16 protein-coding genes are annotated in these 20,883 nt (G+C 73.6%); 12 read left to right on the top strand and 4 right to left on the bottom strand.

Features of this window, described 5'->3' with window-relative positions:
- Positions 1-37: 37 nt before the first annotated feature.
- Positions 38-385, bottom strand: a complete 348-nt coding sequence (locus ACFV7Q_RS20200; protein ID WP_385430161.1) for an SCP2 sterol-binding domain-containing protein — start codon at positions 383-385, stop codon at positions 38-40.
- Between the two features lie 65 nt (positions 386-450).
- Between ACFV7Q_RS20200 and ACFV7Q_RS20195 the strand changes: the two genes are divergently transcribed.
- From ACFV7Q_RS20195 to ACFV7Q_RS20175, 5 genes are all read left to right on the top strand, one after another.
- Entirely contained in the window at positions 451-831 is a 381-nt protein-coding gene (locus ACFV7Q_RS20195) for a hypothetical protein (protein WP_385430159.1), read from the top strand.
- A 7-nt stretch (positions 832-838) separates the two neighbouring features.
- Complete coding sequence (locus ACFV7Q_RS20190) at positions 839-1,654, top strand: TlyA family RNA methyltransferase (RefSeq protein ID WP_385430157.1); 816 nt, start codon at positions 839-841, stop codon at positions 1,652-1,654.
- 119 nt (positions 1,655-1,773) lie between these two features.
- Entirely contained in the window at positions 1,774-2,667 is an 894-nt protein-coding gene (locus ACFV7Q_RS20185; protein WP_385430178.1) for an NAD kinase, read from the top strand.
- Positions 2,668-2,796: 129 nt separating this feature from the next.
- Positions 2,797-4,515 carry a DNA repair protein RecN gene (gene recN / locus ACFV7Q_RS20180; RefSeq protein WP_385430177.1) on the top strand — a complete coding sequence of 573 codons (1,719 nt, stop codon included), beginning with the start codon at positions 2,797-2,799 and terminating at the stop codon, positions 4,513-4,515.
- Between the two features lie 361 nt (positions 4,516-4,876).
- Entirely contained in the window at positions 4,877-5,995 is a 1,119-nt protein-coding gene (locus ACFV7Q_RS20175; protein WP_385430155.1) for a glycosyltransferase family 4 protein, read from the top strand.
- A gap of 273 nt (positions 5,996-6,268) precedes the next feature.
- Here the strand turns inward: ACFV7Q_RS20175 and ACFV7Q_RS20170 are convergent, their stop codons facing one another.
- From ACFV7Q_RS20170 to ACFV7Q_RS20160, 3 genes are all read right to left on the bottom strand, one after another.
- A complete protein-coding gene (locus tag ACFV7Q_RS20170) occupies positions 6,269-7,891 on the bottom strand; it encodes a PucR family transcriptional regulator (protein WP_385430153.1) in 1,623 nt (540 codons plus the stop codon).
- Positions 7,892-7,925: 34 nt separating this feature from the next.
- Entirely contained in the window at positions 7,926-9,308 is a 1,383-nt protein-coding gene (locus tag ACFV7Q_RS20165) for an FAD-binding oxidoreductase (protein WP_385430151.1), read from the bottom strand.
- 97 nt (positions 9,309-9,405) lie between these two features.
- The gene (locus ACFV7Q_RS20160; protein ID WP_385430150.1) at positions 9,406-11,202 is read right to left on the bottom strand and encodes a glycoside hydrolase family 15 protein; all 1,797 of its coding nucleotides are present in this window, start codon (positions 11,200-11,202) and stop codon (positions 9,406-9,408) included.
- Between the two features lie 481 nt (positions 11,203-11,683).
- On the opposite strand from ACFV7Q_RS20160, the gene ACFV7Q_RS20155 reads away from it, so the two are divergent.
- The 7 genes from ACFV7Q_RS20155 to ACFV7Q_RS20125 all read left to right on the top strand — a co-directional run bounded on the left by ACFV7Q_RS20155 (position 11,684) and on the right by ACFV7Q_RS20125 (position 20,864).
- Positions 11,684-13,336 (top strand): CTP synthase, encoded by a 1,653-nt coding sequence (locus tag ACFV7Q_RS20155; protein WP_385430148.1) that lies wholly within the window; start codon positions 11,684-11,686, stop codon positions 13,334-13,336.
- A gap of 74 nt (positions 13,337-13,410) precedes the next feature.
- Complete coding sequence (locus ACFV7Q_RS20150) at positions 13,411-14,040, top strand: NUDIX domain-containing protein (RefSeq protein ID WP_385430147.1); 630 nt, start codon at positions 13,411-13,413, stop codon at positions 14,038-14,040.
- 91 nt (positions 14,041-14,131) lie between these two features.
- Positions 14,132-16,177, top strand: a complete 2,046-nt coding sequence (locus ACFV7Q_RS20145; protein ID WP_385430145.1) for a tetratricopeptide repeat protein — start codon at positions 14,132-14,134, stop codon at positions 16,175-16,177.
- A 151-nt stretch (positions 16,178-16,328) separates the two neighbouring features.
- Positions 16,329-17,444 (top strand): alanine dehydrogenase, encoded by a 1,116-nt coding sequence (gene ald, locus ACFV7Q_RS20140; RefSeq protein ID WP_385430143.1) that lies wholly within the window; start codon positions 16,329-16,331, stop codon positions 17,442-17,444.
- Positions 17,445-17,779: 335 nt separating this feature from the next.
- Positions 17,780-18,940, top strand: coding sequence for a ParA family protein (locus ACFV7Q_RS20135; RefSeq protein ID WP_385430141.1), 1,161 nt, complete (start codon positions 17,780-17,782; stop codon positions 18,938-18,940).
- Positions 18,925-19,437 carry a hypothetical protein gene (locus ACFV7Q_RS20130; RefSeq protein ID WP_385430139.1) on the top strand — a complete coding sequence of 171 codons (513 nt, stop codon included), beginning with the start codon at positions 18,925-18,927 and terminating at the stop codon, positions 19,435-19,437. Before ACFV7Q_RS20135 ends, ACFV7Q_RS20130 begins: the two co-directional genes overlap by 16 nt.
- Before the next feature lie 311 nt (positions 19,438-19,748).
- Positions 19,749-20,864: a segregation/condensation protein A gene (locus tag ACFV7Q_RS20125; RefSeq protein WP_385430138.1), complete on the top strand. Its 1,116-nt coding sequence runs from the start codon at positions 19,749-19,751 to the stop codon at positions 20,862-20,864.
- The last annotated feature ends 19 nt before the right edge of the window (positions 20,865-20,883 follow it).

Below are 20,883 nucleotides of genomic sequence, written 5' to 3'. Positions count from 1 at the left end.
GGCCGCGGGCGCCGTGCGGGGGCGCCCTGGACCCGGGCTACAGGAGGTTCCGGAGCCGGAACAGGTCCCGTACCCCCGCCTCCAGCCGGACCCGACCGGCGGCCCAGGCCTTGGCGAACGCGAGCTCGCCCGTGACCAGAGCGACCAGGTCGTCGCCGGTCATCGCGAGCCGGATCTGCGCCTTGGCGGCGGGCGGGCCCGGGGCGACCGCGTCGACCCTGATCCGGCCGCCGTCGAGGCGGCCCGTGAAGGTCCGGTCGAGATCGGTGATGTGGCAGCTCAGGGAGCGGTCGAGGGCGGCCGCGCCGCGCACGTCGCCGTCGGCCCGCGCCAGGTTGTCGGAGAGTCGGTCCAGTGCCGCTCGGCACTCCGCGATCGTAGCCATCGTGATCTCGACCGTACCGCAGAGCCAAGGGTGGCCGCTCGCGCGCTTCGGGGTAGCGTCGGGGCATGAGCGACCGAGCGCCCGACGCCTCCGAAACCTCCGCGGTGCCCGAGCCCTCCGCGGGGACCGGGACCTCCACCGGACCTGACGGACTCGACGTGGCCCCCGGCGACGCGCCCGCGGAGGCTGAGCGGGCCGCGAGCGCCGGCGTGCAGGCCGCCGACGAAGCCGCAGCCGGGCCCGTCGGGGCCGCGCCGCTGGACCTCGTCCGCACCCCCACCGGGCACGCCGCGGTCGACGCGCACTTGGAGCGGCTGGCCGAAGCCGACCACCTCACGGCGGACCGGCACGTCGCGGTGTACGAGGATGTGCACAGGGGCTTGCGCGAGGTGCTGACCGCGCTGGACGCACCGCCCCTCCCCGGACCGTACGAAAACAGGAGCTGAACCGAACGTGGCAGGAGTGGCACGCCGCCGCCTGGACGCCGAACTGGTACGCCGCAGCATGGCCCGCTCGCGGGAGCACGCCGCGCAGCTGATCGCCGCGGGTCGGGTCACCGTCGGCGGGACCACCGCGACCAAGCCGGCCACCCAGGTCGAGACCAGCGCGGCGCTCGTCGTCCTCAAGGACGACACCGACCCCGACTACGTCTCCCGGGGCGGCCACAAGCTGGCGGGCGCGCTCGCCGCCTTCCAGCCGCGGGGCCTCGTCGTCGAGGGCCGGCGCGCACTGGACGCCGGCGCCTCGACCGGCGGCTTCACGGACGTGCTGCTGCGCGCCGGCGCTGACCACGTGATGGCCGTCGACGTCGGCTACGGGCAGCTCGCCTGGTCGCTGCAGAGCGACGACCGGGTCACCGTGAAGGACCGCACGAACGTCCGCGAGCTCACCCTGGAGCAGATCGACGGGATCCCCGTCGACCTCGTCGTCGGTGACCTGTCCTTCATCTCGATCGGCCTGGTGCTGCCGGCGCTCGTCGCCTGCTGCGCGCCGGACGCGGACCTGGTGCTGATGGTGAAGCCGCAGTTCGAGGTGGGCAAGGAGAGGCTCGGCAGCGGCGGCGTGGTGCGCAGCCCCGAGCTGCGGGCGGAGGCCGTGCGGGGGGTCGCCGCGCAGGCTGCGGCGCTGGGGCTGGGGGTGCTCGGGGTGACGGCGAGTCCGCTTCCCGGTCCGTCGGGCAACGTCGAGTACTTTCTGTGGCTGAGGGCGGGGGCTCCGGCACTCGACCCGGAGGATGTCGACCGTGCAGTGGCGGAGGGGCCGCAGTGACAGATTCAGCGGGATCGAACGGTTCAACAGCTTCAACGGGTTACACGGGTTACACGGGCTACACGGGTTCGGGGGGCGCGGCGGCTGCGACCGCCGCGGAGCGCGGAGCGCGCCCGGCGATCGGGCGGACCGTGTTCCTGGTCGCGCACACCGGGCGGCCCGCGGCCATCCGCAGCGCCGAGCTGGTCGTGCAGGGGCTGCTCAGGAGCGGACTGGGCGTACGGGTCCTGGAGCACGAGGCGCGGGACCTTCCGCTGCCGCCCGAGGTGGAGCTCGTGGCCGAGGGCACCCCGGAGGCGCTGGAGGGCTGTGAACTGCTGGTCGTCCTGGGCGGCGACGGGACCCTGCTGCGCGGCGCGGAGTTCGCGCGCGGGTCGGGGGTGCCGATGCTGGGCGTCAACCTGGGGCACGTGGGGTTCCTCGCCGAGGCCGAGCGGGACGACCTGGACAAGGTCGTCGACCGGGTGGTGACGCGGGCGTACGAGGTCGAGGACCGGATGACCCTCGACGTGCTGGTGCGGACCAACGGCGACGTGGTCCACCGCGACTGGGCGCTGAACGAGGCCGCGGTCCAGAAGGCGGCCCCCGAGCGGATGCTGGAGGTGGTCCTGGAGATCGACGGGCGCCCGGTGTCCGGCTTCGGTTGCGACGGGATCGTCTGCGCGACCCCGACGGGTTCGACGGCGTACGCCTTCTCGGCGGGCGGGCCGGTGGTCTGGCCGGAGGTGGAGGCGCTGCTGATGGTGCCGATCAGCGCGCACGCGCTGTTCGCGAAGCCGCTGGTGACCTCGCCGGACTCGGTGCTGGCCGTGGAGGTGCAGGCCGGCGTCCCGCACGGGGTGCTGTGGTGCGACGGCCGGCGCATGATGGAGCTGCCTGCCGGGGCCCGCGTGGAGGTCCGCCGCGGGGCGGTGCCGGTACGACTCGCGCGGCTGCACCACGCGTCCTTCACCGACCGGCTCGTCGCCAAGTTCGCGCTGCCCGTGGCGGGTTGGCGCGGCGCCCCGCACTAGTGCCGGAGGGGCACCCGGCGCGTGAGCCCGCCGGGTGTCGTTAATAGCACATCCGTTCGGAGAACTCTCGACGGGTGACGTCACATGCCACCGGTCAAACCTCGGTATGGTCGTCCCGTGCTTGAGGAGATGCGGATACGGTCGCTCGGGGTCATCGACGACGCTGTGGTCGAGCTGTCGCCCGGTTTCACCGCGGTGACCGGCGAGACCGGCGCGGGCAAGACGATGGTCGTCACCAGCCTCGGGCTGCTGCTCGGCGGGCGCGCGGACCCGGCCCTCGTACGGATCGGCGCCAAGGCGGCGGTCGTGGAGGGCCGGATCGTCATGCGCCCCGGCGCGCCCGCGGCCGTACGGGCCGAGGAGGCCGGAGCCGAGCTCGACGACGGCACCCTGCTGATCAGCCGGACCGTGTCCGCCGAAGGGCGCTCCCGCGCCCACGTCGGCGGCCGGGCCGTGCCCGTCGGCCTGCTCGGCGAGCTCGCCGACGACCTGATCGCCGTCCACGGCCAGACCGACCAGCAGGGGCTGCTGCGGCCCGCCCGGCAGCGGCAGGCCCTCGACCGGTACGCCGGGGACGCCGTCGCGGTCCCCCTGGAGAAGTACGCGGCCGCGTACCGGCGGCTGCGCGCCGTCGCCGCCGAGCTCGACGAGATCACCACCCGGGCCCGGGAGCGGGCCCAGGAAGCCGATCTGCTCCGGTTCGGGCTGGAGGAGATCGCGGCCGTGGAGCCGCTGGCCGGTGAGGACGCGGAGCTGGCCGCGGAGGCCGAACGGCTCGGCCACGCCGAAGCGCTGGCCTCGGCGGCCCAGATCGCGCACGCGGCGCTGGCCGGCGACGTTGAGGACCCGGAGGGCGTCGACGCGAACACGCTCGTCGCGGGCGCGCACCGGGCCCTGGAGGTCGTACGGTCCCACGACCCGGTGCTCGGGTCGCTCGCCGAACGGATCGGGGAGATCCAGATCCTGCTGTCCGACGTGGCCGGCGAGCTCGCCGGTTACGCCGACGACCTGGACGCCGATCCCCTGCGGCTCGCCGCGGTGGAGGAGCGCCGGGCGGCCCTGACCCAGCTGACGCGCAAGTACGGCGACTCCGTCGACGCCGTGCTGGACTGGGCCGAGAAGGGCTCCGCCCGCCTGCTGGAGCTCGACGGCGACGACGAGCGGATCACGGAGCTCACCGCCGAGCGGGACGGGCTCGCCGCCGAACTCTCCCAGCTCGCGCAGGCCCTGACGGACGCCCGGACGGAGGCGGCGACGCGGTTCGCCTCCGCCGTGACGGAGGAGCTGGCCTCGCTGGCGATGCCGCACGCCCGGGTGACCATCGACGTCCGCCAGGTGGAGGACGCGGACGGTGTCGAGGTCGGCGGCCGGCGCGTCGCCTACGGGCCCTCCGGCGCCGACGAGGTCGAGCTGCTGCTCGCGCCGCACCCGGGTGCGCAGCCGCGACCGATCGCCAAGGGCGCGTCCGGCGGTGAGCTGTCGCGCGTCATGCTGGCCGTGGAGGTCGTCTTCGCGGGCTCCGACCCCGTGCCGACGTACCTCTTCGACGAGGTCGACGCGGGCGTCGGCGGCAAGGCGGCCGTCGAGATCGGCCGGCGCCTGGCGAAGCTCGCCAAGTCGGCGCAGGTCGTCGTCGTCACCCACCTGCCGCAGGTGGCGGCCTTCGCGGACCGGCAGCTGCTGGTCGAGAAGACCAACGACGGCTCGGTGACCCGCAGCGGCGTCACCGTCCTGGAGGGCGAGGACCGCGTCCGCGAGCTGTCGCGCATGCTGGCGGGCCACGAGGACTCGGTCTCCGCGCGGGCGCACGCCGAGGAACTGCTGGCGGCGGCACGCGCCGACGCGTAGCGGAGCGGCCGCGAGGGCCCGGGGCGCACGGCGCTCCGGGCCCTCGGCATGGGTACCCCTGTCCCTCAGCCCCGTAAGCCCCCGTGCGCTCGCGCGCTCCCCCTCCGCTCGGGCGCGCACGCGGGCGCCGCCGGGAAGGCGTCGGCGCAGGCGGTGGCGCAGGGCGGCGGGGGTGGCGAGGGGGGAGGCGTGGGGTGGCGCGAAGGTGGCGCCGGGATGACGAGGCGCTACGCCGTGTGGGTGAGGCTCGGGGGCGTGTGACGGTATCTCGTGCGGGATCCGCACCCGTATGGTCCCGGTACGCGCGTGCGGGCTGGCATCCTGGGCGGCGTCCTCTGCCCCCTCATCCAGGAGCCGGCCCGTGAGCAGCTCCCCGGTCCCGTTCCCGGCCCCCGCACAGCCGTACGGTCGGCCGCCCCTGCGCACCGTCCAGGTGCTCGACGGTGCCGGCGCGGACAGCAGCGCGCACGTACGGTCCCTCGCGACCGGACTCGCCGCACGCGGGGTGCGCGTCACGGTGTGCGCCCCCGTCGAGGCGGAGGGAGAGTACGACTTCACCGGCGCCGGAGCACAGTTCGCGCCCGACGCGGTGAGCGCGATGCGGGCCGCCTGCGCCGGGGCGGACGTCGTGCACGCTCACGGCGTACGGGCGGCCGTACGGGCCCTGCTCGCACTGCGCGGGCGCCGCGTACCGCTGGTGGTGACCTGGCAGAGCGGGGGGCCGGCGGCCGAAGGCCCGCTCGGGCGGCTGGGCCGGCTGCTGGAACGGCAGGTCGCCCGGGCCGCGGCCGTGGTGCTGGGCGCCTCCTCCGACCAGGTGGACCTGGCGCGGGCCCGCGGCGCCCGGGACGCCCGGCTGGCCCGGCCCGCCGCCCCGACGGGACCCGACGGCGCCGCCCCGGGCGCCGACCCGGGCAAGGCGCGGGCCGAGCTCGGCGCGGTCGGGCGGCCGCTCGTGATCGCGATCGGGAGCCTCGTCCCGCACCGGGGCTACTCCGTCCTGCTGGACGCGGCCCGCGCCTGGCGGGAGCTGGAACCGGTACCGCTGGTGGTGGTCGCGGGGGAGGGGCCGCAGCGGGCCGAACTGTCCCGCCGGATCGAGGCCGAGGGGCTGCCGGTACGGCTGCTGGGGCGGCGCCGGGACGCCGTGCAGCTGCTCGCCGCGGCCGATGTGGCGGTGTTGCCCAGCCGGTGGGAGGCACGGTCGCTGCTGGCGCAGGAGGCGCTGCGGCTCGGCGTGCCGCTGGTGGCGACCGCGGTCGGGGGCGTGCCGGAGCTGGTCGGGGACGCGGGGGTGCTGGTCCCCTACGGCGACGCGGCCGCCCTGGCGACGGCGGTGTCACGGCTCCTGGCGGACCCGGACCGCCGGTCGGAGCTGGCGGCGGCGGGCCGGGCCCAGGCGGCGACGTGGCCGTCGGAGGACGACACGGTCGCCCAGGTCCTGTCCGTCTACGACGAACTGACGGAACGCCGCCGCTGAGCGGAGGAAGCGTGCCGGTCGGCGCGCCCTGGTGAACGGCGCGGGCGGAGTCCCACACCGCGTGTCCGAAGGCCCTCGAACGGTTCGACGCCGCCCACCCCGGGACGACGACGCCCAGCACCGCCGGCTGCGGCCTGCGGCAGCTCCCGCGACGCTTCGACCGAGCCCCGGCAGCGGCGACCCCGCGGGCGCGGCTCCTCGCCGGGCGGGCCGCCGCGGTGGAAGCGGCCCCCTCGATCCGGGGACCGGACCACCGCGCGGACCCGGAGCGCGTCAGGAAGGCCCGGCGTGGCGGCGGGCGCGCAGGGCCAGACTGAGGGAGAGGACCGTCTCCGGGTCGTCGAGGTCCGTGCCCAGGAGTTCCGAGATGCGGGCCAGGCGGTTGTACAGCGTCTGCCGGTTCAGGTGCAGCTCCCGCGCCGTCTCCGCCTTCCGCCCCGCATGCGCCAGGTACGTCTCCAGCGTGGGCAGCAGCGGAGGCCGGGACGTGGCGTCGTGGGCCCTCAGCGCCCCAATCGCCCGGTCCACGAAGGCCGCCAGGTCGGGATGCTCCCGCAGCCGCCACAGCAGCAGGTCGATGTCGAGGCGCCGGGCGTCGTACCAGGGCCGGGCGGGCAGCCCGTGGGCGGCGGTGGCGGTCTCGGCCGCGTGCCGCAGCCCGGCGGAGACGGCCGCCCAGCCGCCCGCGACGCCGACCACCACGGCCGGCGGGGCCGCGGCCCGGCCCAGGCCGGCCCGTTCCACCCCGGCCCGCAGGGCGGCGGCGACCCGGTCCGCGACGGCGGTCCGCTCGGACTCGGCCCGCAGCGACACCAGCAGCGGCACCCGGCCCTCGACCGGCCGGACCCCGAGCAGCACCGGCACGCCGACCGCGGACAGCTCCTCCAGGACGGCACGGGCCAGCACGGCCCAGTTCCCCGCCGGGCCCAGGTCGGCCGACAGGCGCATCACGACGGGCAGCAGCGGCCCGGGTCCCGGCCGGAAGCCGAGGACACGGGCCTGCGCGGGGGCGTCCTCGGCGGAGATCCGCCCTTCGGCCAGGTCGGTGAGGAAGTCGCCGCGGCCGCGGGCGGCGAGTTCCTCCTCCTGCCGGGCCTGCATCAGGACGACGGCCAGCACGCCGGCCGTCCGCTCGGCCGCCATGCGGTGCACGGGCATCAGCGGCGCCGAGACCCCGAGGAGCACGAGCCGCGCCCGTACCGAGCCGGCGCCGTGGCCGCCGCCGGGCACGTCGACGACGACGGTGTGGCCGGAGGGCCCGGCCTCCCGCTGGCCGCGCAGCCCCTCCCAGACCTGGAGCGGATCCGCGGCGGCCTCCCCGGACCCCGGTCCGGCCCCGTAGAGGAGTTGGCCGTCGACGGTCTCCAGGAACACCGGGTTCGCGGTGAAGTCGGCCAGGACGTGCAGCACCTGGGGGATTCCGCCGCTGCTGAGCAGGGCCTCCGTGCACCGGCGGTGCACTTCTTCGGCGCGCTGGAGCAGTGCGTAGTGGCCGTTGACGATCTCGGTGTGGACCTCCTCCGTCACCGCCACGAACGGGACCTCGCGGTGCAGTTGGACCAGCGGCAGCCCGGCGGCCCGCGCCGTGTCCACGAGGGTCGCCGGGAGCCGGGTGAAGCGCGGGCCGAGCTCGACCACCAGGGCGGCGATGCCGCGTTCCGCGAGGCGGCGGACGAAGGCCCGCTGCTCGGCGGGCCGGGTGCCCAGGCCCAGACCCGTGGTCAGCAGCAACTCCCCGCCCTTGAGCAGGGACGCGATGTTGGGCACCTCGCCCGCGTGCACCCAGCGCACGGTCCGGCCGAGGCGGTCGGCGCAGGCGACCACCTCCGGCAGTCCGCTGCGCAGCCCGGGCAGCTCCAGTGCCCGCTGAACGGTGATCCCGCCCTGGTCGTCCATAGCGCGGGACGCTACCGTCCGGCCCGGGCCGTCGCTACAGCGGCTTGATGTTGTGGTTGAAGCGGAAGACGTTGTCCGGGTCGTACTGCCGCTTCACCTCGCCCAGCCTGCGCAGGTTCTCCGTGCCGAGGCCCGCCGCGACCCGCTCCGGGCCCTCGTCGCCGGTGAAGTTCAGGTACACCGCGCCCGTGCTCCACGGCTGTGCGTCGGCCCGTACGTTCCTGACCCACCGCACGGCGCGCTCGTCGTCCGCGGGGTCCTCCCAGATCCCGAACGGGTGCACCACCCACGGCGCGTCCCGGTACGGCACCGGCCACTGGGGCGGGCCGGAGGCGATCGCACCGCCCTGCGGGAACAGCACGTGCTGGCAGCCCGACGGCACCGGCATGTCGTACGCGCGGGCGCAGAACACGTCGAGCATCTCGTCCGGGAAGCCGGTCAGGTACTCGGCGGACCAGTAGTTGCGCAGGTCCGGCGGGTCGTCGAGCAGGCACTGGAAGTCGGCGTACGGGGTCGCCGTCACGATCTCCACCTCGTGAGGGACCGCCAGCAGCGGCGCCGCGACCTTGCGGATCCCCTCCTCGGGGCCCGCGTACGTCACCACCGCGGCGGCCAGCAGCGTGCCGACGAGGTGCGGCGGCATGAACTCGTCCGGCGATCCCGTCAGGTAGAGGATGCCGCCGCCCACCTCGTCGGGGCCGCCCTCGATGACCTCCCGGAAGGCGCGGGTCAGGGCCGGCCCGTGCTCCGGCAGGGCCAGCAGCAGGGCGAAGGAGAACGCCGGCAGCTCGTGCAGCCGCAGGGTGAGGGAGGTGGCGATGCCGAAGTTCCCGCCGCCGCCGTGCAGCGCCCAGAACAGCTCCGGGTTCTCCTGGGCCGTGGCCTCCACCACCATGCCGTCGGCGGTCACCAGCTCCACGCCCAGCAGGTTGTCGACGGCCAGCCCGAACTTCCGGTCCAGCCAGCCGCTGCCGCCGCCCAGCACGTAGCCGCCGAGGCCCGTGGTGGAGGCCCGGCCGCCCGTCGTGGCCAGGCCGTACGGCTGGCAGGCCCGGTCCAGGTGGCTCATGGTGGCCCCGCCCTCCACGCGGACCGCCCGGGCCGCCGGGTGCACGGTCGCCTCGTGCATGCGGCGCAGGTCCACGACCACCCCGCCGTCGTTGAGGGCCATCCCGGCGACGCTGTGGCCGCCGCCGCGCACCCCGACGTGGAGGTCCAGGTCCCGGGCGAAACGCACGGCGGTGACCACGTCGGCGACGCTCTCGCACTGCGCGATGACGGCCGGCCTGCGGTCGATCATCGCGTTGAAGACGCGCCGGGCCTCGTCGTAGCCCGAGTCGCCGGGTGCGAACACGTCGCCGGCCAGATCCTCGCGGAGCGCGGCAAGCGCCGTGCCCGCCTTCGACAGGGGAGCCATGGCCGCCCCTTTCCGCCGGGGGGCAAAGGACCCTTCCAGCGTAGGCGGGCCCCCAGGGCCCCACCTCCCGGGCGCGGCGGACCCCGCCGCCGGCGGGTCAGCCGCCGTACGCGCCGCTCGCCGTCAGGCGCAGGGCCGTGTCGATCAGGGGAACGTGGCTGAAGGCCTGCGGGAAGTTGCCGACCTGCCGCTGCAGTCGGGGGTCCCACTCCTCGGCCAGCAGCCCCAGGTCGTTGCGCAGGGCCAGCAGTTTCTCGAACAGGTGGCGGGCCTCGTCGACCCGTCCGATCATCGCCAGGTCGTCGGCCATCCAGAACGAGCAGGCCAGGAAGGCCCCCTCGTCGCCCTCCAGGCCGTCCACGCCGGCCTCCTCGCCGGCGGTGGGGTAGCGCAGGATGAACCCGTCGGGCGTGGACAGCTCGCGCTGGATCGCCTCGATGGTGCCGATGACCCGCTTGTCGTCCGGCGGGAGGAAGCCCATCTGCGGGATCAGCAGCAGGGAGGCGTCCAGTTCCTTCGACCCGTACGACTGGGTGAACGTGTTGCGCTCCTTGTCGTAGCCCTTCTCGCACACGTCCTGGTGGATCTCGTCGCGCAGTTCGCGCCACCGCTCCAGCGGGCCGTCCGCGTCCCCGCTCTCGATCAGCTTGATCGTCCGGTCCACGGCCACCCAGGCCATCACCTTCGAGTGCACGAAGTGCCGGCGCGGTCCGCGCACCTCCCAGATGCCCTCGTCCGGCTGGTCCCAGTGCGTCTCCAGGTAGCGGATCAGCTTCAGCTGGAGCCCCTGGGCGTAGTCGCTGCGGGCCAGGCCGGTCATGTGGCCCAGGTGCAGGGCCTCGGTGACCTCGCCGTAGACGTCCAGCTGGAGCTGGTGCGCGGCCCCGTTGCCGACCCGGACCGGGCGGGAGTCCTCGTAGCCCGGCAGCCAGTCCAGCTCGGTCTCGCCGAGCTCCCGCTCGCCCGCGATCCCGTACATGATCTGCAGGTTCTCCGGGTCCCCGGCCACCGCGCGGAGCAGCCACTCGCGCCAGGCCTGGGCTTCCTCGCGGTAGCCGGTGCGCAGCAGCGAGGAGAGGGTGATCGCCGCGTCCCGGAGCCAGGTGTAGCGGTAGTCCCAGTTCCGGACGCCGCCGATCTCCTCGGGCAGCGAGGTGGTGGGCGCGGCGACGATGCCGCCGGTGGGCCCGTACGTCAGCGCCTTGAGCGTGATCAGGGAGCGGATCACGGCCTCCCGGTAGGGGCCGTGGTACGTGCAGTGGTCGACCCACTCGCGCCAGAACGCGGTGGTGGCCGTCAGTGCCGCCGGGGCGTCGGGGACCTCCGGTGCGCCGCGGTGCGAGGCCTGCCAGCTGATGCAGAAGGCCACCCGGTCGCCGGGGCCGACGGCGAAGTCGGAGTACGTCGTCAGATCCTCGCCGTACGTCTGCACGTCGCTGTCCAGCCAGACCGAGTCGGGGCCGGCGACGGCGACGGTCCGGCCGTCCACCTTGTGCACCCACGGCACGACCCGCCCGTAGCTGAAGCGCATCCGCAGCGCCGAGCGCATCTGCACCCGCCCGCTGACGCCCTCGACGATGCGGATCAGCTGCGGGGCGTGGTCCTCGCGGGGCGGCATGAAGTCGATCACGCGGACGGTGCCGTCCGGGGTGTCCCACTCCGACTCCAGGACCAGCGAGTCGCCCTGGTAGCGGCGCCGGTCGGCGTACGGAGCCCCGGAGCCCGCCGGGCCGATCCGCCAGAACCCGTGGTCCTCCGTGCCCAGAAGGCTCGCGAAGACGGCGTGGGAGTCGAACCGTGGCAGGCACAGCCAGTCCACCGATCCGTCCCGGCAGACCAGTGCGGCGGTCTGCGTGTCTCCGATCAGTGCGTAATCCTCGATGCGCCCGGACACGTTGCTTCTCCAGTCGAAACGGCCACGTCCGCCCCGAAGGGCGCTTGCATTGCGCGGTTGCGCGGTCTTCCGTGTGTGGATCCCCGCACTGAGCTCATGATTCCGGATGCGGCCGGGTTACGCCGTCTGCCGGACTGCTCGGCGGCGATGTGCAGCGATATCCGAGCAGGATATGACGGCACCCTAGTGATCTCTTCGAGTCAGGCGACAGTGCCGCTCGTCCGAACGGGTGACCAGGACGGATGTCGCCCGATCGGCGGTAGGCCATGCGGTAGCGGGCGGTCGGACCGCCGGCGCGGCGCGCGGCCGGAGGCGGAGCGCGCCGGGCGCTGATAGGCTGGTACCCCGTGGATCGGTGGTCCGCCTGTGTGCATCAGGCACCCCGAAACCGCAGCTTCGGCGCCCCCTGAGACCTTCCGGTTCGACGGTGGCCGGCGCCGGACGCACTTCACTTCGCGACCACGGGAGCCCCCTCTTGGCGATGCCGCCCAAATCCACGACGACCAAGCACATCTTCGTCACCGGGGGTGTCGCTTCGTCCCTCGGCAAGGGCCTGACGGCCTCCAGCCTGGGTGCGCTGCTGAAGGCGCGCGGTCTGCGGGTCACGATGCAGAAGCTCGACCCGTACCTGAACGTCGACCCGGGCACGATGAACCCGTTCCAGCACGGCGAGGTGTTCGTCACCAACGACGGCGCCGAGACCGACCTGGACATCGGCCACTACGAGCGCTTCCTCGACGTCGACCTCGACGGCTCGGCCAACGTCACGACCGGCCAGGTCTACTCCACCGTCATCGCCAAGGAGCGGCGCGGCGAGTACCTCGGTGACACCGTGCAGGTCATCCCGCACATCACCAACGAGATCAAGCACCGCATCCGCCGGATGGCGACCGAGGACGTCGACGTCGTCATCACCGAGGTCGGCGGCACCGTCGGTGACATCGAGTCCCTGCCGTTCCTGGAGACCGTCCGCCAGGTCCGCCACGAGGTCGGCCGCGACAACGTCTTCGTCGTGCACATCTCTCTGCTGCCCTACATCGGCCCCTCCGGCGAGCTGAAGACCAAGCCGACCCAGCACTCGGTCGCCGCCCTGCGCAACATCGGCATCCAGCCCGACGCGATCGTGCTGCGCGCCGACCGCGACGTCCCCACCTCCATCAAGCGCAAGATCTCGCTGATGTGCGACGTGGACGAGGCGGCCGTGGTCGCGGCCATCGACGCCAAGTCGATCTACGACATCCCCAAGGTCCTGCACACCGAGGGCCTCGACGCGTACGTCGTGCGCAAGCTCGACCTGCCGTTCCGCGTCGTGGACTGGACGGTCTGGGAGGACCTCCTCGACCGCGTCCACAACCCCGACCACGAGGTCAAGGTCGCGCTCGTCGGCAAGTACATCGACCTGCCGGACGCCTACCTGTCGGTCACCGAGGCGCTGCGCGCCGGCGGCTTCGCCAACCGCGCCCGCGTCCAGATCAAGTGGGTCACCTCCGACGACTGCAAGACGCCGGCCGGCGCCGCCGCCCAGCTGTCCGACGTCGACGCGATCTGCGTCCCCGGCGGCTTCGGCGACCGCGGTGTCGACGGCAAGGTCGGCGCGATCACCTACGCCCGCGAGAACAAGGTCCCGCTGCTCGGCCTGTGCCTGGGCCTGCAGTGCGTGGTCATCGAGGCCGCCCGCAACCTGGCCGGCATCCCCGAGGCCAACTCCACCGAGTTCGACTCCTCCACCCCGCACCCGGTCATCTCGACCATGGAGGAGCAGCTCGCCTTCGTCGAGGGCGCCGGCGACCTGGGCGGCACCATGCGCCTGGGCATGTACCCGGCCAAGCTGGCCGAGGGCTCGATCGTCCGCGAGGTCTACGGCGACCAGGCGTACGTGGACGAGCGCCACCGCCACCGCTACGAGGTCAACAACGCCTACCGCGGCGAGCTGGAGAAGAAGGCGGGCGTCGTCTTCTCCGGAACCTCCCCGGACAACAAGCTCGTCGAGTACGTCGAGTACCCGCGCGAGGTGCACCCCTACCTGGTGGCCACCCAGGCCCACCCGGAGCTGCGCTCGCGCCCGACGCGTCCGCACCCGCTCTTCGCCGGCCTGGTGAAGGCCGCGGTGGAGCGCAAGCAGTCGGGCGAGTGACGACCGCATAACGTAGACGGCCGGGGTGCGGGCATCCGCACCCCGGCCGTCGCGCGTGTGGAGGGTTTCGGGGAATGAACATCAAGGACACGGCCGAGTCGTGGGAGACGCTGTCGAGCCGCCGGCCTTTCGAGGGCCGCAAGACGGCGGTGGTGACGGACGAGGTGCGGATGCCCGACGGCTCCGTGGCCACCCGTGACTACCAGGCGCACCCGGGCTCCGTGTGCGTCCTCGCCCTCGACGAGGAGGAGCGGGTCCTGGTCCTCAAGCAGTACCGGCACCCGGTGCGGTGGAAGCTGTGGGAGCTGCCCGCGGGCCTGCTCGACGTGCCCGGCGAGAACCCGCTGCGCGCCGCGCAGCGTGAGCTGTACGAGGAGGCGCACGTCACGGCGGGGGAGTGGCGGGTGCTGGTGGACTTCTTCTCCTCGCCCGGCGGGTCGGACGAGGCGGTGCGGGTCTTCCTCGCGCGCGACCTCGCCGAGGCCGACGGCGAGCGCTTCGAGGCGTCCGAGGAAGAGGCGGACATGGAGCTGTCCCGCGTCCCGCTCGCCGACCTGGTCCGGGCCGTCCTGGCGGGCGAACTGGGCAACCCGGGCCTGGTGAGCGGCGTCCTGGCGCTTCGGGCCGCCCTGGCCGCGGAGGGCGGACTGGACTGCCTGCGCGACCCGCAGGCGCCCTGGCCGGCCCGCCCGTACGAGGCCTGAGCCGTCGCCGTCGCCGGGCGCGGGCCGTCGTAGGGCGGGCCGGATGGGCCGGATGGAGGGCGGTGTGACCATCGGCTGATCCGATCGGGCGATGTGCCCGCCGCGCTCCCCACGGGTCGTCGCTCAGCGTGAACTACGCTCGCACCCCGAAGGCAGGGAGAGGAGCGGATCCGTGGCGGATTTCGTCGGGCGGCGGCGTGAGCTGAAGGAGCTGCGCGAGGACATCGCGCGCACGGGTCTCGACACCCTCTCCGGCCGCAAGGCCAAGGCCCCCCGGGCGCGCCTGCTGCTGATCGCCGGGCGCCCCGGCTCCGGCCGCACCGCCCTCGCCGAGGCCTTCGTCCGCGAGATCGCCGCCGACTACCCCGACGGGCTGCTCCGGGTCCGGCTGACCTCGCCCGGCGGCCGGGCCATCGCCACCGAACGCGCCCTGCGCACCCTCCTTGAGGGACTCGGGGAACCCACCCCGCCCGGCGCCGCCGAGGACGAGCTCAGCTCCGCCCTGCGCACCGCCCTGACCGGGCGGCGGGCCGTCCTCCTCGTCGACGACGCCTCCGACCCCTACCAGGTCGACGCGCTGCTGCCCGACAACCCGGACTGCCTGGTCGTCCTCACCGCCGAAGGGCCCCTGACCGGGATCCCGGACGTCCGCCCCTGCACCCTCGGAGGCCTGGACACCGCCTCCGCCGTCGAGATGCTCGCCCAGCGCATCGGCACCACCCGCATCGCCGTCGACCCGCGCTCCGCCGACAAGCTCGCCGAGGTGTGCGACAGACAGCCGGCCGTGCTCGCCCTCGTCGGAGGATGGCTCGCCGCGCACCCCAAGGCCTCCGTCTCCGACACCGCCAAGCAGCTGCACGACATGCCGTCCGACGGCGAGGGCCCGCTCGGCCGAGGCTTCCGGCTCGTCTACGAGTCGCTGCCGCAGCCCGCCCAGCGGACCCTGCGACTGCTGCCGCTCGCGCCCGCCGGCATCGTCGACTCGCACACCGCCTCCGCCCTCGCCGGCTGCTCCGTGGCCGCCGCCCAGTCCGTCCTGGAGGAGTTCGCCGGGCTGGGCCTGCTGCGGCACGGCTCCGACGGGCTGTTCCTGCTGCCCGGCTGCCTCGTCCCGCTGATCCGCCCGTTGCTGGAGACCCGGGAGCGGCCCGCCGAGGTCCAGCTGGCCCGGGCGAGGATGCTGGAGCGCACCGTACGCCTGCTGCACTCGTGCGGGGTCATGGCCACTGCGGAGGGCGAGGACGTACGGGAACTGCTGGAGGGGCTGCCCCGCGCGCTCCGCTTCCCCGACCGGCGGTCCGCCGCCACCTGGCTCGACACCCGGCTTCCCGCCCTGTCCGCGGCCGCCCAGCTGGCCGTGGCCGACGGGGGACTGGACACCCTGGCCCGCCGGCTCGTCGCCGGACTCGTCCGGGCCCTCGCCGAGCACCGCGGCACCGCGGAGGCCGCACCCGAGCTGTACGGGCTGCACCGGCTGGTCCTGGACGTGGCCGAGCGCCGGAGCCTGCACCGCGAGCAGGCCGCGGCCCTGCTGAACCTCGCCGACCTGGACGCCGAGACCGGGCGGACCCGGGAGGCGCTGGAGCGCTACCGGGCCGCACTGGACGCCGGGCGGGCGGCGAACGACCCGTACGCCACCGGCCGGGCGATGGAATCCGTGGGCGGCGCCTACCAGGAGCTCACCGACTGGCAGCGGGCGGCCGACTGGTTCGGCCGGGCCCTGGCCCAGGCCCTGGCGCGGGGCGAACGCGCGGACGAGGCCAGGCTGTACGGGCGGCTCGGCAACGCCTACACCCACGCGGGCCGGTACGGGGACGCGCTGCGCAGCTGGCGCGCCGCCGCCGCGGGCTACCGGAGGCTGGCGGACGTGCCGGGGCAGGCGAAGGCGTTGAGCGAGATGGCGCGGATCCAGGAGTACGCCGGACGGTCCGAGGAGTCGCTGCACACCTGCCGCGAGGCGGTCGATCTCGCGCGGCGGGCCGGAGACCTGCGCCTTCAGGCGGCGCTCCAGGTGCGCCTGGCCGACACCCTCGACCGGCTGGGCGATCCGGCGGCCGCGCGCCTGCACCGTTCGGCAGCCGACAAGTTGCTGGGAGACGACCCCGCGGCCTGCGAAATCCGCAGTGGTAACGACTGAGATTATTGGTTTGCAAGGCTAGACAGGGCCTCATCCTTCATTAGACTGGCTCCACCACGTCATCTCGTGGTGCATCCCGTTGCGCACCTTGTGGACGGGTATGTATGGAAGTGCCCCGTAGTTTCCCCTGAGCCAAGGACCGTGATCGACGATGAAGGTCGGCATCCCCCGCGAGGTCAAGAACAACGAGTTCCGGGTCGCCATCACGCCCGCCGGCGTGCATGAGCTGGTCCGCAACGGCCACCAGGTCTTCATCGAGCAGAACGCCGGTGTCGGCTCCTCGATCTCCGACGCCGAGTACGTGGCCGCCGGCGCCGAGATCCTCGCGACCGCCGACGAGGTGTGGGCGACCGCGGACCTGCTGCTGAAGGTCAAGGAGCCCATCGCGGAGGAGTACCACCGCCTCCGCAAGGACCAGACCGTCTTCACCTACCTGCACCTGGCGGCCTCCCGTGAGTGCACGGACGCCCTGCTGGAGTCCGGCACCACCGCCATCGCCTACGAGACGGTCGAGCTCGCCAACCGCGCGCTCCCGCTGCTCGCCCCGATGTCCGAGGTCGCGGGCCGCCTGGCCCCGCAGGTCGGCGCCTACCACCTGATGCGCTCGGCCGGCGGCCGCGGCGTGCTCCCCGGCGGCGTCCCCGGCACCCACGCCGGCGAGTGCGTCGTCATCGGCGGCGGCGTCTCCGGCTGGAACGCCGTGCAGATCGCCATCGGCATGGGCTTCCACGTGACCCTGCTCGACAGGGACATCAACAAGCTCCGCGAGGCCGACAAGGTCTTCGGCACCAAGGTCAAGACGATCGTCTCCAACGCGTTCGAGCTGGAGAAGGCCGTCGTCGAGGCCGACCTCGTCATCGGCGCCGTGCTGATCCCGGGTGCGAAGGCCCCGAAGCTGGTCACCAACGAGCTCGTCGCCAAGATGAAGCCCGGAAGTGTACTTGTCGACATTGCCATCGACCAGGGCGGCTGCTTCGAGGACTCCCGTCCGACCACGCACGCCGAGCCGACCTTCCAGGTCCACGACTCGGTCTTCTACTGCGTGGCCAACATGCCGGGCGCGGTCCCGAACACCTCCACCTACGCGCTGACGAACGCCACGCTGCCGTACATCGTGCAGCTCGCGAACCTCGGCTGGGTCGAGGCGCTGCGCCGCGACCCCGCGCTGGCGCTGGGCCTCAACACCCATGACGGCAAGGTCGTTTACGGCCCGGTCGCCGAGGCCCACGGCCTGGAGTCCGTCGAGCTCAGCACGCTGCTCGGCTGACCCGACCACCCCGTCAACGATTGACGTCAATCTCACGTATCCGGCCGGACCTTGCCCGCAAGGTCCGGCCGGACGCATGTGCGGAGGCTGCGCGTCCGCTGTTCAACTCGCCTCGAACGTAACCCTTTAACCCTTTCGCACACCTGCGAAACTTCACAGAGGTGGGCCGGACACCCTTGACAGAGTGGTGTTCGGATGCCGACACATCGTTGCGGGTCCAGTGGATTGTGTTGCCGCTGAGCGGTGACACGCCATAGAGTCGCCAACCGTCGGCATGGTGCCACGCTGACCTATCGATAAGTGTCCTGGTCACGTCCGAGGAGGTAAGACGACTTGTGAATAAGTCGACATTTACTCCTGGGGGTGGTCGAGCAGGAACGCCCGATCGGGGCCAGGGCCCGGCCGGGCTCGAAGCTGTCGGCTCCGTCGCAGTCCGCACCTTCGCAAACCACCAGCACATGACGACGCCCCAAAAGAGCATGGACGGCCTAGACGTGAACTCCACGGCCGGCGACCACAGCGGCGATTTGCCCATTGGTTTCGCCGACTACGACCAGGTGCCCGAGGGGCACTTCTACGACCCCGACGCGGAGTACGAGCCCGACCCCGAGTACGCGGCCACTCTCGCCCCCGACGCTGCCCGCCAGCGCCGCGAGCGGATCGGCCCGACCGGGCGGCCACTGCCGTACTTCCCGATCCCGGGTCCGTTGACCGACCACGGTCCCGCGAAGATCATCGCGATGTGCAACCAGAAGGGCGGCGTCGGCAAGACGACGTCCACCATCAACCTGGGTGCCGCACTCGCCGAGTACGGGCGCCGCGTGCTGCTCGTCGACTTCGACCCGCAGGGCGCCCTGTCCGTGGGCCTCGGCGTGAACCCGATGGAACTCGACCTGACGGTCTACAACCTGCTCATGGAGCGGGGCATGTCGGCCGACGAGGTGCTGCTCAAGACGGCGGTCCCCAACATGGACCTGCTGCCGAGCAACATCGACCTGTCCGCAGCCGAGGTGCAGCTGGTCAGCGAGGTCGCGCGCGAGTCGACGCTGCAGCGGGCCCTGAAGCCGCTGATGCCCGACTACGACTACATCGTGATCGACTGTCAGCCCTCGCTCGGCCTGCTGACCGTGAACGCCCTCACGGCCGCCCACAAGGTCATCGTTCCGCTGGAGTGCGAGTTCTTCGCCCTGCGCGGCGTGGCCCTGTTGACCGAGACCATCGAGAAGGTGCAGGAGCGGCTCAACCCGGATCTGGAGCTCGACGGCATCCTCGCCACGATGTACGACTCCCGCACGGTGCACAGCCGCGAGGTCCTGGCGCGCGTCGTCGAGGCCTTCGACGACCACGTCTACCACACGGTCATCGGCCGTACGGTGCGCTTCCCGGAGACGACGGTCGCCGGTGAGCCCATCACCACGTACGCCTCGAACTCCGTCGGCGCCGCCGCCTACCGCCAGTTGGCCAGGGAGGTGCTCGCCCGGTGTCACGCCGAGTGAGTCTGCCCGGAGCCGACGAACTCTTCCGTACGACCGGGGGGACGGCGCTGCAGGCGTCCTCGCCGAAGCGGGGCGGCGAGGAGGCCCCGGAGGCCCAGCCGGAGCACTCGGCGGCCTCGGGGCAGGCCCCCGCGCCGTCCGCGGAGGGCCGCGGCCGGGAGGCGGCGGCCGGCACGGAGCGCACGGATCCCGTGGTGGGAGCCCCGAGGCGACCGCAGGAAGGTTCTGTCACCCCGCCCGCCCGACGCGGCAAGACCCCGGGCCGGACGGCGAGCCGCCGGCCCAGCGGGCGCGAGCGGCACGACGAGAAGATCACGGTCTACGTCTCCGCCGAGGAGCTGATGGACCTGGAGCACGCCCGCCTGGTGCTCCGCGGCGAACACGGCCTGGCGGTGGACCGCGGCCGCATCGTCCGCGAGGCGGTGGCGGTCGTCCTCGCGGACCTGGAATCCCGCGGCGACGCGAGCATCCTGGTCCGCCGCCTCCGCGGCCGCTGACCCCCGCCGCTCCCTCCCCGGGCCCTGAGCGCGACGGGCAGCCGGCCCTGCCCGGCCCCTCGGCCCGATCCCTGCCCGGCTCCTCGGCCCGATCCTGCCCGGCTCCTCGGCTGGATCCCCGCGCCCCGGTCGACTCCCCGTCCCACCGCCAGGACGCCGCCCGTGCGGCCATCCCCGGCCCGGCGGCCCGCGTCCTGGTGTGCGCCCGGGCTCCGGGGCCGTGGGGCGGGTCCGGGGAACGCGGGGGCCGTGGTTCGTGGGAGCCTTGGGGTGGCCGATCGGCCCCGCCATCCGTACCACCCTGGACTGCAATGCCCTCTCCCGCCGAACCCGGCCGCCCGCCCCGCCGGACCCTGGGCCGCGGGCCGGGTTTGCCCGGCGCACCCGCGCGGCCGCAGACGGCCGCCGAGCGGCCTGCGCCCGCGGGGGCGACCCCGGACGCCGGCGACGCCCCCGAGCCTTCTCAGGCGGCGCCTGAGGCGCCTGCGGCGGCACCGGAGGGCACGCGTGCGGCGCGTGGGGCACCGGGTCCCCGGGAGGCGTCCGCAGCGGCCCTTCCGGAGCCCGTGGGGACCCTCGCGTCGGCCGCAGCTCCCGGAACCTCCGAGGCGCCCGAGGCTGCGCAGGGCGGCGACGGGCGGTTCACGCTGCGGCTCGACAACTTCGAGGGCCCCTTCGACCTGCTGCTCCAGCTGATCTCCCGGCACAAGCTGGACGTCACCGAGATCGCCCTCTCCAAGGTCACCGACGAGTTCATGGCGCACATCCGCGCCCTGGGCCCGGAGTGGGACCTCGACCAGACGACCGAGTTCCTGGTCGTCGCGGCGACCCTGCTCGACCTCAAGGCCGCCCGGCTGCTGCCCGCCGCCGAGGTCGAGGACGAGGCCGACCTCGCCCTCCTCGAAGCCCGCGACCTGCTCTTCGCGCGACTGCTCCAGTACCGCGCGTACAAGCAGGTCGCCGCGATCCTGGAGGAGCGGAACGAGGCCGAGGGCAGGCGCTACGCCCGTACGGTCGGTCTGGAGCCCCACCACGCCGAGCTCCTGCCCGACGTGGTCATCAGCATCGGCGCCGAGGGGTTCGCCCGCCTCGCGGTCAAGGCCATGCAGCCCAAGGCCAAGCCCCAGGTCTACGTGGACCACATCCACGCGCCGCTGGTCAGCGTGCGCGAGCAGGCGGCCGTGGTGGTCGCCCTCCTCAAGGAGCGCGGCACGGCCACCTTCCAGGACCTCACCGAGGACACCGACGACACCCTCACCGTCGTCGCCCGCTTCCTCGCCCTCCTGGAGCTGTACCGCGAGAAGGCGGTGGTCCTCGACCAGGAGGAGGCCCTGCGGACCCTCACCGTCCGCTGGACCGGCGGGGACGGCGACGGCATGCCCGTCGTGACGGACGAGTTCGACCGGCCCGTGGACGTCACGGAATGAGTACGCGGAACGAGCACTG

The organism is Streptomyces sp. NPDC059851, from assembly GCF_042732005.1.
In the GTDB taxonomy this organism is placed as follows: domain Bacteria; phylum Actinomycetota; class Actinomycetes; order Streptomycetales; family Streptomycetaceae; genus Streptomyces.
This window is presented reverse-complemented; position numbering and strand designations above follow the sequence as displayed.

Excerpts from the sequence above, each read along its gene's own strand:
- ACFV7Q_RS20200 (WP_385430161.1), bottom strand. The coding sequence starts at position 385 with ATGGCTACGATCGCGGAGTGCCGAGCGGCACTGGACCGACTCTCCGAC.
- ACFV7Q_RS20195 (WP_385430159.1), top strand. The coding sequence starts at position 451 with ATGAGCGACCGAGCGCCCGACGCCTCCGAAACCTCCGCGGTGCCCGAG.
- recN (WP_385430177.1), top strand. The coding sequence starts at position 2,797 with ATGCGGATACGGTCGCTCGGGGTCATCGACGACGCTGTGGTCGAGCTG.
- ACFV7Q_RS20170 (WP_385430153.1), bottom strand. The coding sequence starts at position 7,891 with ATGGACGACCAGGGCGGGATCACCGTTCAGCGGGCACTGGAGCTGCCC.
- ACFV7Q_RS20165 (WP_385430151.1), bottom strand. The coding sequence starts at position 9,308 with ATGGCTCCCCTGTCGAAGGCGGGCACGGCGCTTGCCGCGCTCCGCGAG.
- ACFV7Q_RS20155 (WP_385430148.1), top strand. The coding sequence starts at position 11,684 with ATGCCGCCCAAATCCACGACGACCAAGCACATCTTCGTCACCGGGGGT.
- ACFV7Q_RS20150 (WP_385430147.1), top strand. The coding sequence starts at position 13,411 with ATGAACATCAAGGACACGGCCGAGTCGTGGGAGACGCTGTCGAGCCGC.
- ACFV7Q_RS20145 (WP_385430145.1), top strand. The coding sequence starts at position 14,132 with ATGTGCCCGCCGCGCTCCCCACGGGTCGTCGCTCAGCGTGAACTACGC.
- ald (WP_385430143.1), top strand. The coding sequence starts at position 16,329 with ATGAAGGTCGGCATCCCCCGCGAGGTCAAGAACAACGAGTTCCGGGTC.
- ACFV7Q_RS20125 (WP_385430138.1), top strand. The coding sequence starts at position 19,749 with ATGCCCTCTCCCGCCGAACCCGGCCGCCCGCCCCGCCGGACCCTGGGC.